The organism is Lysobacter sp. HA35, assembly GCF_054061195.1.
On the sequence record NZ_JBSSDY010000001.1, the window covers coordinates 834,213 to 853,531 of the forward strand.

The window sequence follows — 19,319 nt, forward strand, 5'->3', positions numbered from 1 at the left end:
AGGGATGACGCGCCGCATGTCGCGATCGGGCGCGAAAGACGCGGAATTATAGCGGGATGAGGCCGCCCCGTGCCCGGATCGTGGTGTTCCGGATGCGTTCGACCGGCGCGATCGGGCGTCGTCAGCGGCGTCGAAGTGCCTGCGGCAAGCGGTTATGGGCGTCCGAGTACGACGCCGAGCCGAGCCGCCAGTGGCTGGGTTTCAGATGCCCAGCGCGCGGAGTTCGCTCGCGGGACGGGCCCGCTCCCAAGCGCTGTCGAACACCGTCCGCAGCTGACGAACCCGCGCCGCGCCGTCCAGCTGGGTCTCGCCGTCCAGCCGGTGGCCGAGCGGGCGGAAGTACCAGCCGCCGGTGTCGCTGGCGACGAAGGCCGAGGGATAGGTCAGGTCGACGGGCTCATCGATCACGCGGATCGCGAAGGCCGACGACAGCCGCTGGGCGAGCGCGATCAGCGGCGCGTGCGCGCGTTGCGGGGCGTCGACATCCTGAAGCAGCACGCGGATTTCGCCGCCGCGGGTCGCGAGCCGGCGCAGCGCGGTGACGACGTCCGGGTGGTCCAGAAGGCCCGGATCCATCTCGCGGCTGTAGATCACTATGTTGCGACGCGCGTTCGTGGCGATGCCGATGGTCGCGGCGATCGCCTGTGCGGCGTTTTCGACCGCGGCGGGACGGTCGATCGTGCGGCGCATCTCCTGATGGACGATGCCGGCCTCCTCGAACCGTTCGCCCACCGGCAGGAAGCCGTCCGCGGCGTAGAAACGCTCGGCGTCGACCTGTGCGTGGAGCATAACGTCGGCGAGGCCGGCGGCGCGGGCGGCGTCGAGCAGTCGCAGCAGCATCGCGCGACCGACGCCGCGTCCACGCCACTCGCCCAGCACCGCCATTCGACCGATCTTGCCGCTCGGCGCGAGTCGTCCGGTGCCGATCGGGCGGCCCTCGCCATCGCGCGCGAGAACGTGGGTGCAGGCAGCATCCAGCGCGTCACGCTCGATCTCGACGGGTACGCGCTGCTCCTGCACGAACACGACGTCGCGGATCGCGCGCAGGTCGGGCAGGGCGCTGCCGTACTCGACGAGCTCGACGCTGTAGACCGTCATTCGTTGTCGCCTCCGGCGAGCTGGTAATGACCGCCGGCGGCGAGTTCGGCCACTGCATCGCGCGCCGTCGTGCCCAGTCGCGAATAGATGTCGAGGTCGAGCGCCGACCCCGCGGCCAGACGCTTCGCATCCGCCACCGACATCGCGAACGATTGCCCGGCGACGAACAGCAACGCACCGCGCGAAACCTTGCGCCAAGCAACGCGCGAGAACGGATTGCGATGCAGTGTCTCGCCCTCGCCAAGTGCCTGCTCAATCGATGCGCGATCGACGGCTTCGCCGGGCGCGCCGACGATGCCGGCGCTGCGGTACGCGGTGACGAATCGACCGAACCAGTCGCTCAGGCGATCCTGATCATTCATGCGCAGCGCATTGAGCGCTTCGATCGCTCGCGTCATCGCCGCATCGTCGATCTCGAAGGCGTCCTTCGCAGGCGTGAGGTCGGGGTCGACGTAGCGCAGCGATTCGTCCGCGTCCGCGGCGAGCGTATCGACGAAATCGCCAAGCAGTTCCGCGGCGGCCGGTGCGCGCATGCCGATCGAGAAGGTGAGGCACGGATCCTCGGCGACGCCGTGATGCGGCACGCCGGGCGGCAGATAGAGCATGTCGCCAGGCGCCAGCACCCACTCGTGCGTCGGCGTGAATTCGCGCAGGAGCTTGATTTCGGCGTCGTCGCGGAATTCGAGCGGCGGATTCGGCGACGCATCGATCTGCCAGCGGCGATGACCTTTGCCCTGCAGCAGGAAGACGTCGTACTGGTCGACATGCGCGCCGACCGAACCGCCGGTCGCGGCGAACGAGATCATGACGTCGTCGATACGCCAGCGCGGCAGGAAGTCGAAGCTCGGCAGCAGCGCGGCGACGTCCGCGTCCCACTTGTCGACGTCCTGCACCAGCAGCGTCCAGTCGTGGTCGGGCATGCCGGGGAAATCGTCTTCTGCGAACGGGCCGGTGCGTAGCGTCCAGCGATCGTTGGCGCGGTCGTGCTCGATGATGCGCGACAGCGCGAAGTCCTCGCAGGCGAGGCCGGCGAGGTCTTCGGGTTCGATCGGTGTGACGAGGTCCGGGAACGCGTTGCGGATCAGCAGCGGCTTCTTCTGCCAGAACTCGCGCAGGAAACGCGCGGGCGTCATGCCCAGCGCCGGTTTGCGACGTGCATCGATCTCGATCATTTCGGCTGCGCTTCCTTCGCGAGGCGGGCATCGAGACGCACTGTGGCGGCCTGTGCGTAATCGGGGCATGCAGCCGGGTTGACCAGCGGCTTGGAGTTTTCGGGTGCGACGCGCGACCACAGGTCGCTGGCGGCAGGATGCGGCGTGATCAGTACGTCGCAGGGCAGCGCCGCGACGCTGGCAATCGTCGCGCGGAATACGGCGAGATACGCGGCGTTATCCGAGTAGCGATACACGTCGTCGGACACCGCGGTCAGGCTGTCGACGTAAGCCATGTCGACGCAGCGGCCGCCTTCGCACTCGCGCCACGTCCAGCTGCTTCCGCCCGGTGTGTGGCCCGGCGTCGCGTGGTTGGTCAGGTCGATCGCACCGACGCGCACATGAGCGCCGTCCGCGATCGTTTCGACATGGCCGACCGCCGGAAACGATTTCAGCGCGAGCATCTGCGGATCGCTACGATCGATGTGCGCCGTCGACAACACCGATGCCGCATCGGCGCGCGCATACACCGGTGCGCCCGAGTCCTTCTGCAATCGCGCAAGTCCACCAGCGTGGTCGAAATGCGCATGCGAGTTGACGATGGCGCGGACGTCTGCGACCCGGAAGCCGAGCGCACGGATGTTCGCTTCGACCTGCGTCGCCGACTCTTCGGTGCCGGCATCGATCAGCACGTGACCATCCTTGGACGTCACTAGGACTGCACCGATACCGCAGGTGCCGACGTACCAGGTGTTTCCGTAGATATGGCGCGGTACCGCCGGATCATTCCAACCCGCGTCGTCGGCGCAACGGTTCGGTGCGGGGATCGAGGTCGCCGGCGTCTTGGCGACGCTTGCGCACGCCGACAGCGCGCCGATCGCGAGGACCAGCAGTGCGACGCGTAGGTCAGACATTGCGCGCGAGTTCCGCGGCGCGGCCGATATAGCTGCCTGGCGTCATGTCGACGAGGCGCTGCTTGGCATCGGCCGGCAGGTCGAGGCCGGCAATGAACTCGCGCATCGACTGTTCGGTAATGCCTTGGCCACGCGTGAGCGCCTTCAGCTGCTCGTAAGGCTGCGGGAGCCCATAACGACGCATCACCGTCTGCACCGCTTCGGCGAGCACTTCCCACGCCGCATCGAGGTCGGCGGCGAGGCGCTCGGGATTCACGCTCAGTTTGCCGAGACCACGCATCAGTGCATCGAAACCGATCAGCGAGTGGCCGAACGCGGTACCCAGCGCACGAAGCACGGTGGAGTCGGTGAGGTCGCGCTGCCAGCGGCTGATCGGCAGCTTCGCGGCGAAATGCTCGAAAAGTGCGTTGGCGATGCCGAAGTTGCCTTCCGCATTCTCGAAGTCGATCGGGTTGACTTTGTGCGGCATGGTCGAGCTGCCGACTTCGCCCGCCTTCACCGCCTGCTTGAAGTAGCCGAGCGAGATGTAGCCCCAGACGTCGCGGCACAGGTCGACGCAGATCGTGCCGATGCGCTTCATCGAATCGCTGATCTCGGCGATGCCGTCATGCGGCTCGATCTGCGTGGTGTACGGCTGCCAGGTCAGGCCCAGCGACTGCACGAAAAGCTGCGAGAACGCGGCCCAGTCGACATCCGGATACGACGCCACGTGCGCGTTGTAGTTTCCGACCGCGCCATTGATCTTGCCCGGCATCGGCAGCGCTTCGAGCACTTCGCGCTGGCGCTCTAAGCGCGCGACGACGTTCGCGAGTTCCTTGCCGACGGTGGTCGGTGACGCGGTCTGACCGTGGGTGCGCGACAGCATCGGCAGCTCGGCGTGCTGGTGCGCCATGTCGCGCAGCTTGCCGATGAGGTCGCGAAGCTTCGGCGCCATCACGTCATCGCGTGCTTCGCGCAGCATCAGCGCGTAGCTCAGGTTGTTGATGTCCTCGGACGTGCAGGCGAAATGCACGAACTCCAGCGCTGGCGCGAGCTCGGCGTCGTCCTTGAGGCGTTCCTTGATGAGGTATTCGACCGCTTTGACGTCGTGGTTGGTCGTGCGCTCGATTTCCTTGACGCGCGCGGCGTCGGCGACCGTCAGGCCGTCCGCGAATGCGCGGAGACGAGCGATCGCGGCGTCAGCGAAGGCCGGCAGCTCGACGATCGCCGGCTCGGCCGCCAGCGCGATCAACCATTCGACCTCGACCTTCACGCGCGCCTTGATCAGCCCGAATTCGGAGAACACCGGCCGTAGCGCGTCGACCTTGCCCGCATAGCGGCCATCGAGCGGCGAGAGGGCAAGGAGCGAGGTTTCGACGGACGGGGACATGGCGGGCCGGACGGGGAGGGTGCCGCGATTTTACCTGCCGCGGGCGCCAGGCCCGGCGCGCGTTGACGCCGCGCGTCGTACGCTCGGGTCTTCGACAGGAGGCGACGATGGCCCGCGACGACGCAGATGTCCGCATCGAACACGACAGCATGGGCGAGCTGCAGGTCCCGGCCGACGCGCTCTGGGGCGCGCAGACGCAGCGGGCGGTCGAGAATTTCCCGATCTCCGGCCGGCGCATGCCGCGCGGTTTCATCGAGGCGCTGGGGCTGATCAAGGCGTCCGCGGCCGAGGTCAACGCACGGCTCAGGCTGCTCGATCCGGCCGTCGCCAAGGCAATTGCGGACGCCGCGCAACGCGTGGCCGGCGGTGAGTTCGACGCGCAGTTTCCGATCGACGTGTTCCAGACCGGCTCGGGCACGTCGAGCAACATGAACGCCAACGAGGTCATCGCGCATGTTGCTTCGAACACGCGGCGGCGCGTGCATCCGAACGATCACGTCAACCTCGGGCAGAGTTCCAACGACGTGATCCCCACGGCGATCCGCGTGTCTGCGGCCATCGCCTGCACCCGTGAGCTGCTGCCGGCACTGAAACATCTACAGACGACGATCACCAGGAAGGGCCGCTCGCTCGGCAAGGTCACCAAGACCGGCCGTACGCACCTGATGGACGCGATGCCGGTGACGTTCGCGCAGGAGTTCGGTGCCTGGGCGTCGCAGCTGGATTCCGCGCGGATGCGCATCGAGGATGCGTTGGTGCGGCTGCGTCGGCTGCCGATTGGCGGCACGGCGGTCGGTACCGGCATCAACGCCGATCCGCGCTTCGGCGAGCAGGTTTCGAAGGCGCTGGCCAAGCGTTCGGGCGTGAAGTTCGATTCGGCGGCCGATCGCTTCGAAGGCATTGCGTCGCAGGACGACGCGGTCGAGTTGTCCGGCCAGCTCAACGCGCTAGCGGTCGCGCTGATGAAGATTGCCAACGACCTGCGCTGGATGAACTCCGGGCCGCTTGCCGGACTCGGCGAGATCGAACTGCCGGCGCTGCAGCCGGGCAGCTCGATCATGCCGGGCAAGGTGAATCCGGTGATTCCGGAAGCGGTCGCCATGGTCTGCGCGCAGGTGATCGGTCACCACGCCGCGATTACCGTCGCCGGGCAGAGCGGCAATTTCCAGCTCAACGTGATGCTGCCGCTGATCGCGGACAACCTGCTCGACTCGATCGGGCTGCTGTCGAATGTGACGCGGTTGCTCGCGGATCGTGCGATTGGCGGCCTCAAGGTGCGCAATGAACGCGTGCGCGAGGCGCTTGATCGCAATCCGATCCTGGTGACGGCGCTGAACCCGGTGATCGGTTACGAGAAGGCCGCGGCGATCGCCAAGCAGGCTTACAAGGACGGGCGGCCGGTGCTGGACGTCGCCGTCGAAGCGACCGGCATGCCGCGCGAGCAACTCCGTCGACTGCTGGATCCGACGTCGCTCACTCAGGGCGGTATCCGCGAAGGCATGTCGGGCGGCGGGTGATCGCGGCCCCCTGAAACGACGACGCGCCGTATAGACGGCGCGTCGAAGAACCATGTGCGAGCGGATCAGTTGCCCGGTGCGACCGTGATCGTATCCGGCGTTCCGGACTTGCTGGTCGAGCTCGAAATCGTCGTGGCGTCCTTGCCGTCCGACGTCAGGTCGTCATGACACTTGTCCTGTTCGGTGGACTTCATGGTTGCGAACGGTGCGAATTCCGGCACGGCCTGCGCAACCCGCTGCTGCGACGCATACATCGCCGGCAGCTTGTCGCAGAGCGACGCCGCCGCGCGCTTCATCTCCTGCGACTGGGCTTCGACGCTCTTCTCGATGCGGTCGGTATTGCCGCTGAAGATGCCGCTGATCGCTTCACTCACTGCGTGACCCGCGAGGTGCGCGCCCTGCTTGCCGATCTCGATGCCGGCGCTGGCGATTTCGAGGATGTGCGCGCGGTGCTCGAGCAGCAATTGGCGCTGCTCGGCGTTCACCGCGATGGTCTTGCCGTCGATGATCAGGTCGCCCTTCGGCGTGATCTCGGCGTGGCGGCCGTTCTCGGTGAGCTTGACGTTTTCGGTGCTGAGCTTCGCGTGCGCTTCGCTCATCGCGGTGTCGACGTTGCGGGTGATCGCGCCTTCGATGCCAGTGTCCGCCGCAGGCTTGGCGGCGGTGGCGGAATCCGGCGTCCGCGCCTGGCAGGCGGCGAGGCTGGAGATCAGTGCGGCAGCGAGTGCGGCGGTGCGGAGTGCGTTCATTGCGTGATCCTTCGGAAGCAGGACGCGGTGGTGTGTGGTGAAGCCGACTATCGGGCATCGAACCGCCGGGCGTGATGCCCGGCGTGCGATGGAAGTGCGGGACGGTGCCCGCAGCTCCTCAGCCCTCGTCGCGCCAGCGGCGCAGGCGGATCGCGGCGACGATCATCGCGAGGCCGGCCACGATGCCCACCCACATCGACGGTGTTGCGAACAGTGCGTACAGCGAGCGGACCGTTGCGAGTGCGTCGAGATCGGCCGGCGAGTTGACGTGGATGGTGCCGAGGTTCGCCGCCGCCGGAAGCATGGTCGGGAACGTGCTGCCGAGCAGGCGCAGGACGATGTTCTGCCAGTACCACGCGGTGTCGAGGTTGACGAAGTGGAGCAGGTCGAACCAGCTGACGAAGATGCCCACGAAGACCGGAACCACCAGCGCCCAGAGGAAGGGCTTGCTGCGTGCCCATGCCGAGCAGAGCATCAGCCAGCCCACCGTCGGCAGCGCCCAGGCTGCGTACACCGGCACACCTGCGATGAACGTCGCGATCACCGAGGTCGGGCTCGCCGGACCCCAAAGCAGCGTCATCGGGTTGCCGCCGTGCAGCAGCACGAACAGGCTCAGCATCACCATCAGGACGATCATCGTCGCGATGCCGGCGAGTGCGGCGAGTGCAGGAGCCACCAGCGTCGCACTGGCGAGCTTGGACAACACCGTCTGCGAATCCGACAGCGGCATCGACTTCCAGAACAGCACGCTGCGGTCGCGGCGGTCGTCGTACAGCGAGCCGAGCGCGTAGAAGAAGACCACGAAGCCGAGCACGATGAACGGGATGCCGGCCGACATCATCAACGTGAGGTCGATGGCGCCGCCGAACTGACGGAGGTCTTCCGCGCTCAGGTGCTGCGTGAGCTTGGAAAGATCCAACGCGCCGACCTGGATGTGCGAACCGTTGATGTTGAGGTTCTGCTCACCCGCACGGCTCTTCGCGACTTCGGCGGTGATCATGCCCATCAGCGTCAGCAGCAGGAAAATGCCGCCGGCGATCATCGGAGCCCAGAAAAACCCGCCCTTGTGCTCCCAGAATTCGCGCTTGAGCAACAGCTTGAACTTGTGGGTGGCGTGCGGCGCCGCGACTTGCGTGCGCGGCATGGTGTCGGTCATGGCATTCATGCGTAGGTCCCCTTCATCGTGGCGACGAACAGGTCGGCAAGCCCCGGCGTGCGGGTTTCGCCGAACTTCGCCAGCTGCACCGCCGGCACGCCGTCGAACAGCATCACGGTCTTGCCGAACGGAAGCGCGCGTTCATCGATCGGGTTGAGCGCGCGCGCCGTTTCGACGTTCGCGCTTTCGACCAGCACTTCGACGTAGCGGTCGCCGAGCGTGTCCATGGCGGCGTCGAGCGTGATGCGGCCGTCGCGGATGAACAGCACGTCGGTGAGGATGTGCTCGATCTCTTCCACCTGGTGGGTGGTGACGATGATCGTCTTCTCCTCGTCGAAGTAGTCCTCCAGCAGGCGCTGGTAGAACTGCTTGCGATAGAGGATGTCGAGGCCGAGCGTGGGTTCGTCGAGCACCAGAAGCTTGGCGTCGATCGCCATCACCAGCGCCAGGTGCAGCTGCACGATCATGCCCTTCGACATCTCACGCACTTTCAGGTTCGGCTTGAGCTGCGTGCCGGCGAGGAAGCGCTGGCACTTGGCCATGTCGAAGCGCGGATGCACACCGGCGACGAACTCGACCGCTTCCTTGACGCGGATCCAGCGCGGCAGCACCGCCACGTCGGCGATGAAGCACACGTCGCGCATCAGGTCGTCGCGCTGCGTGCAGGGATTGCGGCCGAGCACGGAGAGTTCGCCGTCGAACGGGATGAGGCCGAGCATCGCCTTGAGGGCGGTGGTCTTGCCGGCGCCGTTGGGGCCGATCAGGCCGACGATGCGGCCGGCCGGGATCTCGAACGACGCGCCGTCGAGGGCGGCCTTGTTCTTGTAGGCCTTGCGGAGGCCGCGGGCGCGGACCACCGGAGCCGGGGAGGACGGGGCGACCTGGGCATTCATTGCATGCCTTCCTTCGGGCCAGTGGCCAGCAATTCGTCGAGCTTGAGACCGAGGCGCGCGATGCGCTCCATCACCAGCGGCCATTCCTCGCGGAGGAAACGGTCGCGTTCGTTGACCAGCAACTTCCTTGCGGCTTCTTCGGTGACGTACATGCCCAGTCCTCGGCGTTTTTCGACCAGAGATTCGTCGGCGAGCTCCTGGTAGGCCCGCGACACGGTGATGGGGTTGAGCTGGTACTCCGCGGCGACCTGGCGCACGGAGGGCAGCGGATCACCCGGCTTGAGGAGCCCGTCGAGCATCATCGCAATGACGCGCTCCTTGAGCTGGCGGTAGATCGGAGCGCCGTCGCTCCATTGGATGGCGGCCATGGGTCAGCCCCTCGGCAGGAAAGAGAAATAGGGCATCGCCAGCGCGTGGCGGATGCGATTGATGTGGCTGACCTTCTGATGCGCGTTCATCGCCACGGCGACCACCGGGGGCGAAACCGCCGGTGCGGTGGAGGCGAACGGGACCGACGCGGCGCCGAAGGCCGCGGTCGCGCACAGGGCCGCCGTGACGACCAGGGCGTTCAGGCTGTTACGGAGCCTGCGGTACATGGCAAACCTCCTCGTTGGTAGACCGGTGTTGTAGGCAACTATAACACCACTTCGGCCAGCGTCAACAAGCGAGGCCCCAACTGATGGCATACGGCCGCTCTCCGATTTGCCCGGTTCAGGACGCGCCGCGACAATACGGCCCCTCGCGCCGATCCGGCGCCGCACTGGAGTCGTGCATGAACCTGTCCGCACGCGGCCTCGCCGCGCTGCTCGCGTCGACCGCTGCCGTGGCCTTCGCCGCGCCGCCGTCGACCAAACCGGCCCCGGCCAAGCCGGCACCGGTCGCGTCCGCCATCACCGCGCAGTCGTTGGCGACGCCGCGTCAGAAGGCTTCGTATGTCGTCGCATTCGATCTCTCGCAGATGCTGCTGCCGATCGCACCGGACTTCGACGTCAACGCGTTCCGCGCGAACGTCGACCAGATCGTCGCCGGCCACGCGCCTCAGGTCGATCGCGCGCGCGCGCAGCAGATCAACCACGCGCTGATGGCGCGCATCGCCGCGCGTCGTGGCGAAGCGAAGGGCGCACCGCCGCCGGATGTATCGAAGACGGAAGTCGCGAAGCTGGTCGCCGCGGATCTCGGCCCGTCGCTCGCATCGATCAAGGATGAAGTCGATTACCCGCTCGTGTTCCAGGCGCTTTCCGGCCTGCTCGCAGGGCAGCAGCCAGTGCTCGACGAAACGACGCGCAACAGCGTGCGCACCGAGTTCACCACCTCGATGAAGTCGAAGCTCGACGCAAAGCGCGCGGGGCAGTCGGCGACGAACAAGCAGGCGGGCGAGAAGTTCCTCGCCGAGAACAAGACGAAGAAGGGCGTGTTCACCACGCCGTCCGGCCTGCAGTACATGGTGCTGCGCCAGGGTTCGGGCGCGCGTCCAAAGCCGACCGATCGCGTTCGCGTCAACTATCACGGTACGCTGCTCGACGGCACCGTGTTCGACAGTTCCTACGATCGCGGCGAGCCGGTGGAATTCATGCTCAACCAGGTCATTCCGGGTTGGACGGAAGGCGTGTCGATGATGCCGGTCGGCGCGAAGTACCGTTTCTGGATTCCGTCGCAGCTCGCTTATGGCGAGAAGGGTGCCGGCGAACAGATCGGTCCGAACTCCACGCTGGTCTTCGATGTCGAACTGCTGGCGATTTCGCCCTGACCGCGGCTATAGCCGCCCCGAAAGAGGATTTCGAATGAACGCTTCTCCGATGCGCCTGCTGGCGCTGAGCACGCTGTCCGTCGCGCTGCTCGCTGCCGCCGGTTGCAACAAGAACGCGCCGGCACCCAAGACCGAAGCCGCTGCAGACAAGAAAGACCCGAACGCGATTCCCGGCCTGAAGGACGAGAAGCAGCGCGTGAGCTACATGATCGGCCTCGACATGGGCCAGACGCTGAAGCAGGTCAAGGATGAGGTCGACCTTCCCACGCTCGAGAAGGGCCTGAAGGCCGCGCTCGACGGCAGCAAGCCGCTGATGAACGAGCAGCAGGCGCAGGCGGTGCGCGAAGCGTTCGCGCAGAAGCTGCAGGCCAAGCACATCGCGGACCAGATGCAGGCGGCGAGCAAGAACTCGAAGGAAGGCCAGGAGTTCTTCGCCAAGAACGCGAAGGCGGCTGGCGTGCAGGTCACGCCGAGCGGTCTGCAGTACCAGGTGCTCAAGGCCGGTACCGGCCCGAAGCCGAAGGCCGATGACGTTGTCACCGTGCATTACACCGGCACGCTGCTCGACGGCACGAAGTTCGACAGCTCGTACGACCATGGCGGCCCGGCGACCTTGCCGCTCGGCCAAGTCGTCGCAGGCTGGCGCGAAGGTATCCAGCTGATGCCGGTGGGCAGCAAGTACCGCCTGTGGATCCCGGCGTCGCTGGGCTACGGCGAAGCCGGTACGCCGGGTGGCCCGATTCCGCCGAACGCGACGCTGGTGTTCGATGTCGAGCTGATCGGTATCGGCAAGCCGGGCGCAGCGGGTCCGGGTCCGGGCGCGCCGGAAGGCATGCCGCAGGGCTGATCCAGGGGCCCGGCTCCGGCCGGGCCGCATCATTCGGAGCACGCGATGCGCGTCACCATCTTCGGTACCGGTTACGTAGGACTCGTCACCGGTACGTGCCTCGCGGACGTCGGCCATGACGTGGTCTGCGTCGATATCGATGCGGGCAAGGTCGCCGCGCTGCAACGCGGCGAGATCCCGATCTTCGAGCCCGGCCTCGCACCGATGGTGCGCGCGAACCACGCCGCCGGACGACTGAACTTCACCACGGACGCCGCCGAAGCGATCGTGCGTGGCGAAGTCATCTTCATCGCCGTCGGCACGCCCCCGGGCGAAGACGGCAGCGCGGACCTGCAGTACGTGCTCGCGGTGGCGCGTTCGATCGGCGAGCATCTCGATCGCCCCGGCGTCGTCGTCAACAAGTCGACGGTGCCCGTCGGTACCGCCGATAAGGTTCGCGATGCGATCGCCGCGGAGCTTGCGAAGCGAGGCGTCGACATCGAATTCGGCGTCGCGTCGAATCCGGAATTCCTCAAGGAAGGCGATGCGGTCAACGACTTCATGCGCCCCGATCGCATCGTCATCGGTGCGAGCGATGCGCAGGTCATCGAACGCCTGAAGCGCCTGTATGCGCCGTTCAATCGCAATCACGAGCGCATCGTGCTGATGGACGTGCGTTCCGCGGAGCTGACCAAATACGCGGCGAACGCGATGCTCGCGACCAAGATTTCGTTCATGAACGAAATGGCGAACATCGCCGAACGCGTGGGTGCCGATATCGAGATGGTTCGACACGGCATCGGCTCCGATCCGCGCATTGGCTGGCACTTCATCTATCCCGGCGCCGGTTACGGCGGCTCATGTTTCCCGAAGGACGTGCAGGCGCTCGCGCGAACTGCGCACGGCGTCGGCTACGAAGCCGAGCTGCTGCATGCGGTTGAAGCCGTGAATGCGCGACAGAAGCAGCATCTGTTCGAGCTGATCGAGCGTCATTACGGCGGAAACATCGACGGCAAGACGTTCGCCGTGTGGGGCCTGGCGTTCAAGCCGAATACCGACGACATGCGCGAGGCGTCCAGCCGCGTGCTGCTGCAACAGCTGTGGGACGCAGGCGCGAAAGTGCGCGCCTACGATCCCGAAGCGCGCGAGGAGACGCATCGCATCTTCGGCGATCGCGACGATCTCGTGCTCTGCGATAGTGCGAATGCCGCGCTCGTCGACGCGGACGCGCTCGTCGTCGTCACCGAGTGGAAGCAGTTCCGCAGCCCGGATTTCAGCCGTCTCCGCGCCGGTCTTGCCGATGCGGTGCTGTTCGACGGTCGCAATCTCTACCACCCCGACGAAGTCGAAGGCGCGGGTCTCGCGTACTACGGCATCGGTCGCGGGCGTTCGGTCGTCGCATGAGCGACGCCACGCTCGACGATCGTCTGGTCGAACTGGAGACGCGGCTCGCGTTCCAGGAACACTCGCTGGGCGAGCTCAGCGACGCGCTCGCCGACTTGCGCTCGGAAAACGCGCGCCTGGTGCTGATGCTGCAACGCGCGCTCGACGAGCTGCGGCAGGTTCGCGCCGGGCTTTCCAGTGATCTCACGGGCGACCCCGGCCTCGAGCCGCCGCCCCCGCACTATTGATCCATCGTCATGACCGACAGCCTTCGCGACCAGCTCCTCGGCCTCGGCTTCAAGCCGGCGCCCAAACCCGAGAAGCGCAACGCGCCACCGGCCAAGCCGGGCGCGCAGCCACCGCGTCGCGACGATCGTCGTCCGGCGGGGAATGGCGCGCGACCACCGCAGGGCAAGCCGTCGGGCCCGCGGCCGAATGCGCCGCGCCGTCCGCGCACGCAGGAAGAAATCGATCTCGGCAAGGCATACGCACTGCGCGCGCAGAAGGAAAAGGACGAGCGCATCGCCGCGGAAGCCGCGCGTCAGGAAGAAGCGCGCAAGCGTCGCGAGGCGCGCGTCAAGCTTGCCGAATTCCTGAAGGACAAGTCCCTCAACGACAAGGACGCCGAGATCGCGCGTCACTTCCCGTACGGCGGCAAGATCAAGCGCATCTACGTCAACACCGAGCAACTTCGCGCGCTCAATGCGGGCGAGCTTGGCGTGCTGCAACTCGACGGTCGCTATGTGCTGGTGACCGTGCCGGTGCTGGACGAAGCCGAAGCGATCTTTCCGCAGGCGGTCGCGCTGCGCGTCGATCCAAATGCGGCAGCGGGCGACGACCCGTACAGCGACCCGCAGTACCAGGTGCCGGACGACCTGGTCTGGTAATTCGCTAGTCGACGCCCAGAGCGTCGGCGGCTTCGTGCATCACGCGACGCACCGTCGATACGCCGAGGTCGCGCATGAGTCGATGCGCGGTATGCGGCAGCGGGGACTGCGCGATGTCGTGCGGCGTGACGTTCTTGCCTGGCACATCGGGCAACAACTCGATTCCGGCCTGCGCGAAGCAGTGCTGCACCAGCGCCGAGCAGTAGAGCGCGCCTTCGCGCGCGAGCAGGTTGTCACGACGTCGCAGGCGTGTGCTGTGCATGCCGAGCAGCGTGCCGACGAGCTCGCGGATCGAGTAGTGCGCGAGGCCCGACACCACGTCGAGCGCGGCGGTATGGCACGCGGCTACCTGCGCCGCGTCGAGTCCGAAATCGAGCACGGCGACATTCGGAAACGCTTCGTCGTCGAAGTAGCGGTCCAACCGGTTTTCCTGCGCGCCGAGTCGTACCTGCCGATAGCGCACGTCGAGGTCGGATTCGATCACCCACCAGCGTCCATCGACGCGCTTCTCGGTGAACAGGAACGCGTGCGACCAGAGGCTGCGATGCCCGTCGGCGGTCAGCGGTGCCTGTGCCTTGCGGATCAGGCGGCTGACCGGATCGCGTCCACCGCACAGGCCGACGCGGCCCGGCCCTGCATGCTCGAGGAGAAACCGCGCGTTATCCATGTCGCAGATCGAAGTGGGCGGCGTCCGCCATCACTCGGGATCGTAGTCCAGATTCGACGCCAGCCAGCGCTCGACCTGCGCGACTTCGACGCCCTTGCGGCGCGCGTAATCCGCAACCTGTTCCTTCGACACGCGGCCGACCACGAAGTACTGGCTCTTCGGGTGGCTGAAGTAGTAGCCCGACACCGATGACGCCGGATACATCGCGAAGCTTTCGGTCAGTTCGATGCCCGCACGTTGCTGCGCGTCTAGCAGGCGGAACAGCGTCGACTTCTCGCTGTGTTCCGGGCAGGCGGGATAGCCGGGTGCAGGGCGAATACCGACGTAGCGTTCGGCGATCAGCGCGTTGTTGTCGAGCGTCTCGTCGGCAGCGTACCCCCAGAATTCGCGACGTACGCGCTGGTGCAGGCGTTCCGCGAGCGCTTCGGCGAGGCGGTCGGCCAGCGCCTTGAGCAGGATGGCGTTGTAGTCGTCGTGGTCGGCTTCGAAACGGGCGACGTGTTCTTCGATGCCTAGGCCTGCCGTGACCGCGAACGCACCGATCCAATCATCGCGGCCGGTATCGGCCGGCGCGATGAAATCGGCGAGGCAGAAGTCGGGGCGATCGATGGGCTTGTCGACCTGCTGACGCAGGAAGTGCAGGCGGACCGTGGAGTCGGCGAATCCGTCAGCGGGCGGGCAATGGCGCAGCCCGTCCGATGCAGGCGCACCGGCAATGATGCGAACGTCGACGTCGTCACCGACGGCACGTGCCGGCCAGATACCGAATACCGCTTTCGCGCGCAGCCAGCGCTCGGAGACGATGCGGTCCAGCATCGCTTTTGCGTCGCGAAACAGCTCACGCGCCTGCGAGCCGACGATCGCGTCGTTCAGGATTTCCGGATAGCGGCCCGCAAGCTCCCATGTGTTGAAGAACGGCGTCCAGTCGATGTAGTCGACGAGTTCGGCGAGCGGGTAGTTGTCGAAAACGTGTACGCCGGTGACGCGCGGCGCGATCGGCGCGTGCGCGTCCCAGCCGCCGTCGAAGCGTTGCGAACGCGCCTTGTCCAGCGACACCAGGCGCTTGCCGTCACCACGATTGCGATGACGTTCGCGGATCTCCGCGTAGTCGGCCTGGTTGGCCGCGACGAAGGGCGCGCGAAGGTCGACGGAGATCAGCGACTGCGCGACGCCGACCGCACGAGACGCATCCTTCACCCACACGGTCGGCGCCTTGTAATGCGGATCGATCTTGAGCGCCGTATGCGCGCGTGAGGTCGTCGCACCACCGATTAGTAACGGCATCTGCAGGCCCTGTCGCTGCATTTCGCGCGCGACGTGGCTCATCTCTTCCAGCGACGGCGTAATCAGGCCCGATAGGCCGACCAGATCCGCGTTCTCCGCCTTCGCGCGGTCGAGGATGACCTGCGCCGGCACCATCACGCCGAGGTCGATCACCTCGAAGTTGTTGCACGCCAGCACCACGCCAACGATGTTCTTGCCGATGTCGTGCACGTCGCCCTTTACGGTCGCCATCACGATCTTGCCGTTGGAACGGCCGACGTCGCCGGTGCGCAGCTTCTCCGCTTCGATGTACGGAAGCAGGTAGGCGACCGCTTTCTTCATGACGCGCGCGGACTTCACCACCTGCGGCAGGAACATCTTGCCGGCGCCGAACAGATCGCCGACGACGTTCATGCCGTCCATCAGCGGACCTTCGATGACATCGAGCGGCCGCGTCGACAGCGCGCGCGCTTCCTCGACGTCGCCATCGATGTACGCATCGATACCGTGCACCAGCGAATGGCTGAGACGCTCGCGCACCGGCTTCTCTCGCCAGCGCAGGTCTTCGACGCGCTTCTCGCCCTTCTTGCCCTTGTACTTGTCGGCGATCTCCAGAAGGCGCTCGGTCGAGTCCTTGCGACGGTTGAGCACGACATCCTCGACGCGTTCGCGCAGGTCGGGCTCGAGATCGTCGTAAAGGGGCAGGGCGCCCGCGTTGACGATGCCCATGTCCATGCCCGCGCGGATCGCGTGGTAGAGGAACACCACGTGGATCGCCTGACGCACAGGCTCGTTGCCGCGGAACGAAAACGACACGTTCGAGACGCCGCCGGAGATATGGCTATGCGGGAAGCGTCTCTTCAGTTCGCGCGCGGCCTCGATGAAAGCCACCGCATAACCGTCGTGTTCCTCGATGCCCGTCGCGATCGCGAACACGTTCGGGTCGAAGATGATGTCTTCCGGCGGAAAACCGATCTCGCCGGTGAGCAGCGCATACGCGCGCGAACAGATGTCGACCTTGCGCTCGACGGTGTCGGCCTGGCCCTGTTCGTCGAACGCCATGACCACGACGGCGGCGCCATAGCGACGCACGAGGCGCGCCTGTCGAAGGAATTCGTCCTCGCCTTCCTTCATCGAGATCGAGTTGACGATGCCCTTGCCCTGCAGGCATTTCAGGCCGGCTTCGATCACCGACCACTTCGAGCTGTCGACCATCACCGGCACGCGCGCGATGTCGGGCTCGGCGGCCATCAGGTTGAGGAACGTCACCATGGCGTGCTCGGAATCGAGCATGCCTTCATCCATGTTGACGTCGATGACCTGCGCGCCGTTCTCGACCTGTTGGCGTGCGACGACGATCGCTTCGTCATAGCGCCCGTCGAGGATGAGCTTCTTGAACTGCGCCGAGCCGGTGACGTTGGTGCGTTCGCCCACGTTGATGAAGTTCGTCTGCGGCGTGACGACGAGCGGCTCGAGGCCGGCGAGGCGGGTGTAGCGGAAGAGTTCGGTCATCGGTCTGCAATGCGTGCGACGTCTCGCGACGTCGCGTGTGATTCGGAAGAAGCGATCAGGCCGCGTCGGCGAGACGCGGAAGTGCGCGAGGCGTGAGGCCACGCACGACCTCCGCGATGGCGGCAATGTGCGCAGGCGTGGTGCCGCAACAACCACCCACGAGGTTGACGAGGCCGGAACGCGCGAACTCGCCGATCACCTCGGCCATGTCCTCGGGCGTTTCGTCGTAACCGCCGAACGCGTTCGGAAGGCCGGCGTTCGGATGGGCGCTGATGTAGGCGTCGGCGACCTGTGCGAGTAGGTCGACGTGCTGGCGCAGGTCCTTCGCACCGAGCGCGCAGTTCAGCCCGATCGCGAGCGGTCGCGCGTGACGGACCGAATACCAGAACGCTTCGGCCGTCTGCCCGGAAAGCGTGCGGCCCGATGCATCGGTGATCGTGCCCGAGATCAGTACGGGCAGCCGCGCGCCGCGGGCGTCGAACGCTTCCTCGATCGCGAACAGCGCCGCCTTGGCGTTGAGCGTGTCGAAGATCGTCTCGACCATCAGCACGTCGGCGCCGCCATCGATCAGGCCATCGGCGGCCTCGCGGTAGGCGATTCGCAGGTCGTCGAACGTGACGGCACGGTAGCCGGGACGATTGACGTCGGGACTCAGCGACGCGGTGCGGCTCGTCGGGCCGAGCACGCCGATCACGAAACGCGGGCGACCGTCGATGCCTTCGACCTCGTCGCAGACTTGGCGTGCGAGTCGCGCGCCGACTTCGTTGAGTTCTCTTGCGAGGTGCGACAGCCCGTAATCCGCGAGCGAGATCGACGTCGAGTTGAATGTGTTGGTTTCGACGAGATCCGCGCCAGCCAGCAGGTATTCGCGATGGATGCCGGCGATGATTTCTGGGCGCGTGAGGCTCAGCAGGTCGTTGTTGCCGCGCTGGTCGTGCGCGCAGCCGCAGCCCGTGCCGTGCTGGTGCGCGTCGAGCGTGCGCGTCGCATCGAAACCTTCGACGAACCGCGTGCCGCGGTAGTCGGCTTCGGACAGCTCGTGCTGCTGGATCATCGTGCCCATCGCGCCGTCGAGCACGAGGATGCGCTCGGCCAGGAGCTTTTCGAGCGTGGCCGCGCGTTCCGGATTGACGTACGGAATCGTTTTCATCGTGAGGTTCTCCCGTGCGCGCCGTTGCCCGGCTTGCGCGCGATGATCGAAAGCACTTCGAAATGCGGCGGGCGGCGTTCGCGGGTGACGACGCCGCTACTCAGCACCTCCAGCCCGGCCTTCGTGGCGAAACGCTGGAGGTCCTTTTCGCTGAAGCCGAGGTTGACGTGCCCATACGCCTCGACGACTGCGCGATGCTCGTGCTTCGCGAGACTGCTCAGCAGCAGGCGTCCGCCAGGTCGCAGCACGCGGGCGGCTTCGGCAACGGCCTTCGCCGGTTCATCGGCATACGTGAGCGCATGCATGAGCACGACGAGGTCGAAGCTGCCGTCGTCGAACGACAGCGCGTGCATGTCGCCTTCGATCACCTCGACGTTGCTCAGGCGACGCAGACGCTCCGACGCGGCCAGCACGACCTTGCTGCTGGCGTCGAGGCAGACGTAGCGGCTCGAATGCGGCGCGATGAGTTCGGCGAGCACGCCGTCGCCGGACGCGATATCCAGAACATCGCCGGTTTCCATCAGCGGCAGCGCTGAGCGCGCGAGTGCTTCCCACGTGCGGCCCGGCGAGTAATGGCGTTCCATGTCGCCGGCGACGGTGTCGGCCCAGTTCTGGTCCGCGGCGCGGCTCGCGAGCACGGCAGGCACGCGTTCGGCGTCCTGGCGTAGCAGCGGATCGTCGCTGCCGTCGCGCAGCATTCGCCACAACGCCGACTGCGCGGGCTCGAGCGACTCGTCGTCGAAACGGTAATAGGCGGACACGCCGGCGCGGCGGTCGCGCACGAGGCCTGCGTCCTTCAGGCGCGCCAGATGCGTGGACACGCGCGGCTGGGCGAGGCGGGTGATGGACGAGAGCTCGGCGACGGTCAGTTCCTCGCGCTCGAGCAGCGCGAGCAGGCGGACGCGGGTGGCGTCGGCGAAGGTCTTGAGCTGGCCCGACCAGGCTTCTAGGTCCATGCGTCTATTTATCAACGTATCGCGATAGAGAGATAAGTGTCCTCGCCGGGGCCGCGGGGGTCAAGCGGGGAGGCGGCCGCA

19 protein-coding genes are annotated in these 19,319 nt (G+C 66.4%); 6 read left to right on the plus strand and 13 right to left on the minus strand.

Features of this window, described 5'->3' with window-relative positions:
- Window positions 1-201: 201 nt before the first annotated feature.
- The 4 genes from ACVWZN_RS04230 to purB all read right to left on the minus strand — a co-directional run bounded on the left by ACVWZN_RS04230 (window position 202) and on the right by purB (window position 4,532).
- Entirely contained in the window at window positions 202-1,020 is an 819-nt protein-coding gene (locus ACVWZN_RS04230; protein ID WP_456952743.1) for a GNAT family N-acetyltransferase, read from the minus strand.
- Window positions 1,021-1,094: 74 nt separating this feature from the next.
- Window positions 1,095-2,270: a ribosomal protein uL16 3-hydroxylase gene (locus ACVWZN_RS04235; protein ID WP_456952744.1), complete on the minus strand. Its 1,176-nt coding sequence runs from the start codon at window positions 2,268-2,270 to the stop codon at window positions 1,095-1,097.
- The gene (bla, locus tag ACVWZN_RS04240) at window positions 2,267-3,163 is read right to left on the minus strand and encodes a subclass B3 metallo-beta-lactamase (RefSeq protein WP_456952745.1); all 897 of its coding nucleotides are present in this window, start codon (window positions 3,161-3,163) and stop codon (window positions 2,267-2,269) included. The genes ACVWZN_RS04235 and bla overlap by 4 nt, the downstream gene beginning before the upstream one ends.
- On the minus strand, window positions 3,156-4,532 hold the full coding sequence (gene purB, locus ACVWZN_RS04245; RefSeq protein WP_456952746.1) for an adenylosuccinate lyase: 1,377 nt from the start codon (window positions 4,530-4,532) through the stop codon (window positions 3,156-3,158). Before purB ends, bla begins: the two co-directional genes overlap by 8 nt.
- 107 nt (window positions 4,533-4,639) lie before the next feature.
- Here purB and ACVWZN_RS04250 point away from each other — a divergent pair, with 107 nt between their 5' ends.
- On the plus strand, window positions 4,640-6,049 hold the full coding sequence (locus ACVWZN_RS04250) for a class II fumarate hydratase (protein ID WP_456952747.1): 1,410 nt from the start codon (window positions 4,640-4,642) through the stop codon (window positions 6,047-6,049).
- Between the two features lie 65 nt (window positions 6,050-6,114).
- Here ACVWZN_RS04250 and ACVWZN_RS04255 read toward each other — a convergent pair whose 3' ends face one another.
- From ACVWZN_RS04255 to ACVWZN_RS04275, 5 genes are all read right to left on the minus strand, one after another.
- Window positions 6,115-6,798 (minus strand): DUF2884 family protein, encoded by a 684-nt coding sequence (locus ACVWZN_RS04255; RefSeq protein ID WP_456952748.1) that lies wholly within the window; start codon window positions 6,796-6,798, stop codon window positions 6,115-6,117.
- A 118-nt stretch (window positions 6,799-6,916) separates the two neighbouring features.
- Window positions 6,917-7,942 (minus strand): hypothetical protein, encoded by a 1,026-nt coding sequence (locus ACVWZN_RS04260; RefSeq protein WP_456954710.1) that lies wholly within the window; start codon window positions 7,940-7,942, stop codon window positions 6,917-6,919.
- A 17-nt stretch (window positions 7,943-7,959) separates the two neighbouring features.
- Window positions 7,960-8,847: an ABC transporter ATP-binding protein gene (locus ACVWZN_RS04265; protein WP_036141960.1), complete on the minus strand. Its 888-nt coding sequence runs from the start codon at window positions 8,845-8,847 to the stop codon at window positions 7,960-7,962.
- Complete coding sequence (locus ACVWZN_RS04270) at window positions 8,844-9,215, minus strand: GntR family transcriptional regulator (RefSeq protein WP_027083031.1); 372 nt, start codon at window positions 9,213-9,215, stop codon at window positions 8,844-8,846. The genes ACVWZN_RS04265 and ACVWZN_RS04270 overlap by 4 nt, the downstream gene beginning before the upstream one ends.
- A gap of 3 nt (window positions 9,216-9,218) precedes the next feature.
- Entirely contained in the window at window positions 9,219-9,443 is a 225-nt protein-coding gene (locus ACVWZN_RS04275; RefSeq protein ID WP_027083032.1) for a hypothetical protein, read from the minus strand.
- 176 nt (window positions 9,444-9,619) lie between these two features.
- Between ACVWZN_RS04275 and ACVWZN_RS04280 the strand changes: the two genes are divergently transcribed.
- From ACVWZN_RS04280 to ACVWZN_RS04300, 5 genes are read left to right on the plus strand one after another with little or no spacing between them, the layout of a single operon-like run.
- Window positions 9,620-10,594 (plus strand): FKBP-type peptidyl-prolyl cis-trans isomerase, encoded by a 975-nt coding sequence (locus ACVWZN_RS04280; protein WP_456952749.1) that lies wholly within the window; start codon window positions 9,620-9,622, stop codon window positions 10,592-10,594.
- A gap of 34 nt (window positions 10,595-10,628) precedes the next feature.
- Entirely contained in the window at window positions 10,629-11,441 is an 813-nt protein-coding gene (locus ACVWZN_RS04285) for an FKBP-type peptidyl-prolyl cis-trans isomerase (protein WP_456952750.1), read from the plus strand.
- 45 nt (window positions 11,442-11,486) lie between these two features.
- A complete protein-coding gene (locus ACVWZN_RS04290; RefSeq protein WP_456952751.1) occupies window positions 11,487-12,824 on the plus strand; it encodes a UDP-glucose dehydrogenase family protein in 1,338 nt (445 codons plus the stop codon).
- Window positions 12,821-13,051 carry a SlyX family protein gene (locus ACVWZN_RS04295; protein WP_027083035.1) on the plus strand — a complete coding sequence of 77 codons (231 nt, stop codon included), beginning with the start codon at window positions 12,821-12,823 and terminating at the stop codon, window positions 13,049-13,051. The genes ACVWZN_RS04290 and ACVWZN_RS04295 overlap by 4 nt, the downstream gene beginning before the upstream one ends.
- A gap of 9 nt (window positions 13,052-13,060) precedes the next feature.
- Entirely contained in the window at window positions 13,061-13,690 is a 630-nt protein-coding gene (locus tag ACVWZN_RS04300) for a DUF2058 domain-containing protein (protein WP_456952752.1), read from the plus strand.
- A gap of 4 nt (window positions 13,691-13,694) precedes the next feature.
- On the opposite strand, the gene ACVWZN_RS04305 is transcribed toward ACVWZN_RS04300, so the two are convergent.
- From ACVWZN_RS04305 to ACVWZN_RS04320, 4 genes are read right to left on the minus strand one after another with little or no spacing between them, the layout of a single operon-like run.
- On the minus strand, window positions 13,695-14,357 hold the full coding sequence (locus tag ACVWZN_RS04305; RefSeq protein WP_456952753.1) for a hypothetical protein: 663 nt from the start codon (window positions 14,355-14,357) through the stop codon (window positions 13,695-13,697).
- Window positions 14,358-14,387: 30 nt separating this feature from the next.
- On the minus strand, window positions 14,388-17,174 hold the full coding sequence (gene metH / locus ACVWZN_RS04310; protein ID WP_456954711.1) for a methionine synthase: 2,787 nt from the start codon (window positions 17,172-17,174) through the stop codon (window positions 14,388-14,390).
- A 13-nt stretch (window positions 17,175-17,187) separates the two neighbouring features.
- Entirely contained in the window at window positions 17,188-18,282 is a 1,095-nt protein-coding gene (locus ACVWZN_RS04315) for a homocysteine S-methyltransferase family protein (RefSeq protein WP_456952754.1), read from the minus strand.
- On the minus strand, window positions 18,279-19,238 hold the full coding sequence (locus ACVWZN_RS04320) for an ArsR/SmtB family transcription factor (protein ID WP_456952755.1): 960 nt from the start codon (window positions 19,236-19,238) through the stop codon (window positions 18,279-18,281). Before ACVWZN_RS04320 ends, ACVWZN_RS04315 begins: the two co-directional genes overlap by 4 nt.
- Between the last annotated feature and the right edge of the window lie 81 nt (window positions 19,239-19,319).

Bases quoted from the DNA above. Each gene is read 5' to 3' on its own strand.
- ACVWZN_RS04235 (WP_456952744.1), bottom strand. From the start codon at position 2,270: ATGATCGAGATCGATGCACGTCGCAAACCGGCGCTGGGCATGACGCCC.
- bla (WP_456952745.1), bottom strand. From the start codon at position 3,163: ATGTCTGACCTACGCGTCGCACTGCTGGTCCTCGCGATCGGCGCGCTG.
- purB (WP_456952746.1), bottom strand. From the start codon at position 4,532: ATGTCCCCGTCCGTCGAAACCTCGCTCCTTGCCCTCTCGCCGCTCGAT.
- ACVWZN_RS04250 (WP_456952747.1), top strand. From the start codon at position 4,640: ATGGCCCGCGACGACGCAGATGTCCGCATCGAACACGACAGCATGGGC.
- ACVWZN_RS04255 (WP_456952748.1), bottom strand. From the start codon at position 6,798: ATGAACGCACTCCGCACCGCCGCACTCGCTGCCGCACTGATCTCCAGC.
- ACVWZN_RS04260 (WP_456954710.1), bottom strand. From the start codon at position 7,942: ATGCCGCGCACGCAAGTCGCGGCGCCGCACGCCACCCACAAGTTCAAG.
- ACVWZN_RS04265 (WP_036141960.1), bottom strand. From the start codon at position 8,847: ATGAATGCCCAGGTCGCCCCGTCCTCCCCGGCTCCGGTGGTCCGCGCC.
- ACVWZN_RS04270 (WP_027083031.1), bottom strand. From the start codon at position 9,215: ATGGCCGCCATCCAATGGAGCGACGGCGCTCCGATCTACCGCCAGCTC.
- ACVWZN_RS04275 (WP_027083032.1), bottom strand. From the start codon at position 9,443: ATGTACCGCAGGCTCCGTAACAGCCTGAACGCCCTGGTCGTCACGGCG.
- ACVWZN_RS04280 (WP_456952749.1), top strand. From the start codon at position 9,620: ATGAACCTGTCCGCACGCGGCCTCGCCGCGCTGCTCGCGTCGACCGCT.
- ACVWZN_RS04285 (WP_456952750.1), top strand. From the start codon at position 10,629: ATGAACGCTTCTCCGATGCGCCTGCTGGCGCTGAGCACGCTGTCCGTC.
- ACVWZN_RS04290 (WP_456952751.1), top strand. From the start codon at position 11,487: ATGCGCGTCACCATCTTCGGTACCGGTTACGTAGGACTCGTCACCGGT.
- ACVWZN_RS04295 (WP_027083035.1), top strand. From the start codon at position 12,821: ATGAGCGACGCCACGCTCGACGATCGTCTGGTCGAACTGGAGACGCGG.
- ACVWZN_RS04300 (WP_456952752.1), top strand. From the start codon at position 13,061: ATGACCGACAGCCTTCGCGACCAGCTCCTCGGCCTCGGCTTCAAGCCG.
- ACVWZN_RS04305 (WP_456952753.1), bottom strand. From the start codon at position 14,357: ATGGATAACGCGCGGTTTCTCCTCGAGCATGCAGGGCCGGGCCGCGTC.
- ACVWZN_RS04315 (WP_456952754.1), bottom strand. From the start codon at position 18,282: ATGAAAACGATTCCGTACGTCAATCCGGAACGCGCGGCCACGCTCGAA.
- ACVWZN_RS04320 (WP_456952755.1), bottom strand. From the start codon at position 19,238: ATGGACCTAGAAGCCTGGTCGGGCCAGCTCAAGACCTTCGCCGACGCC.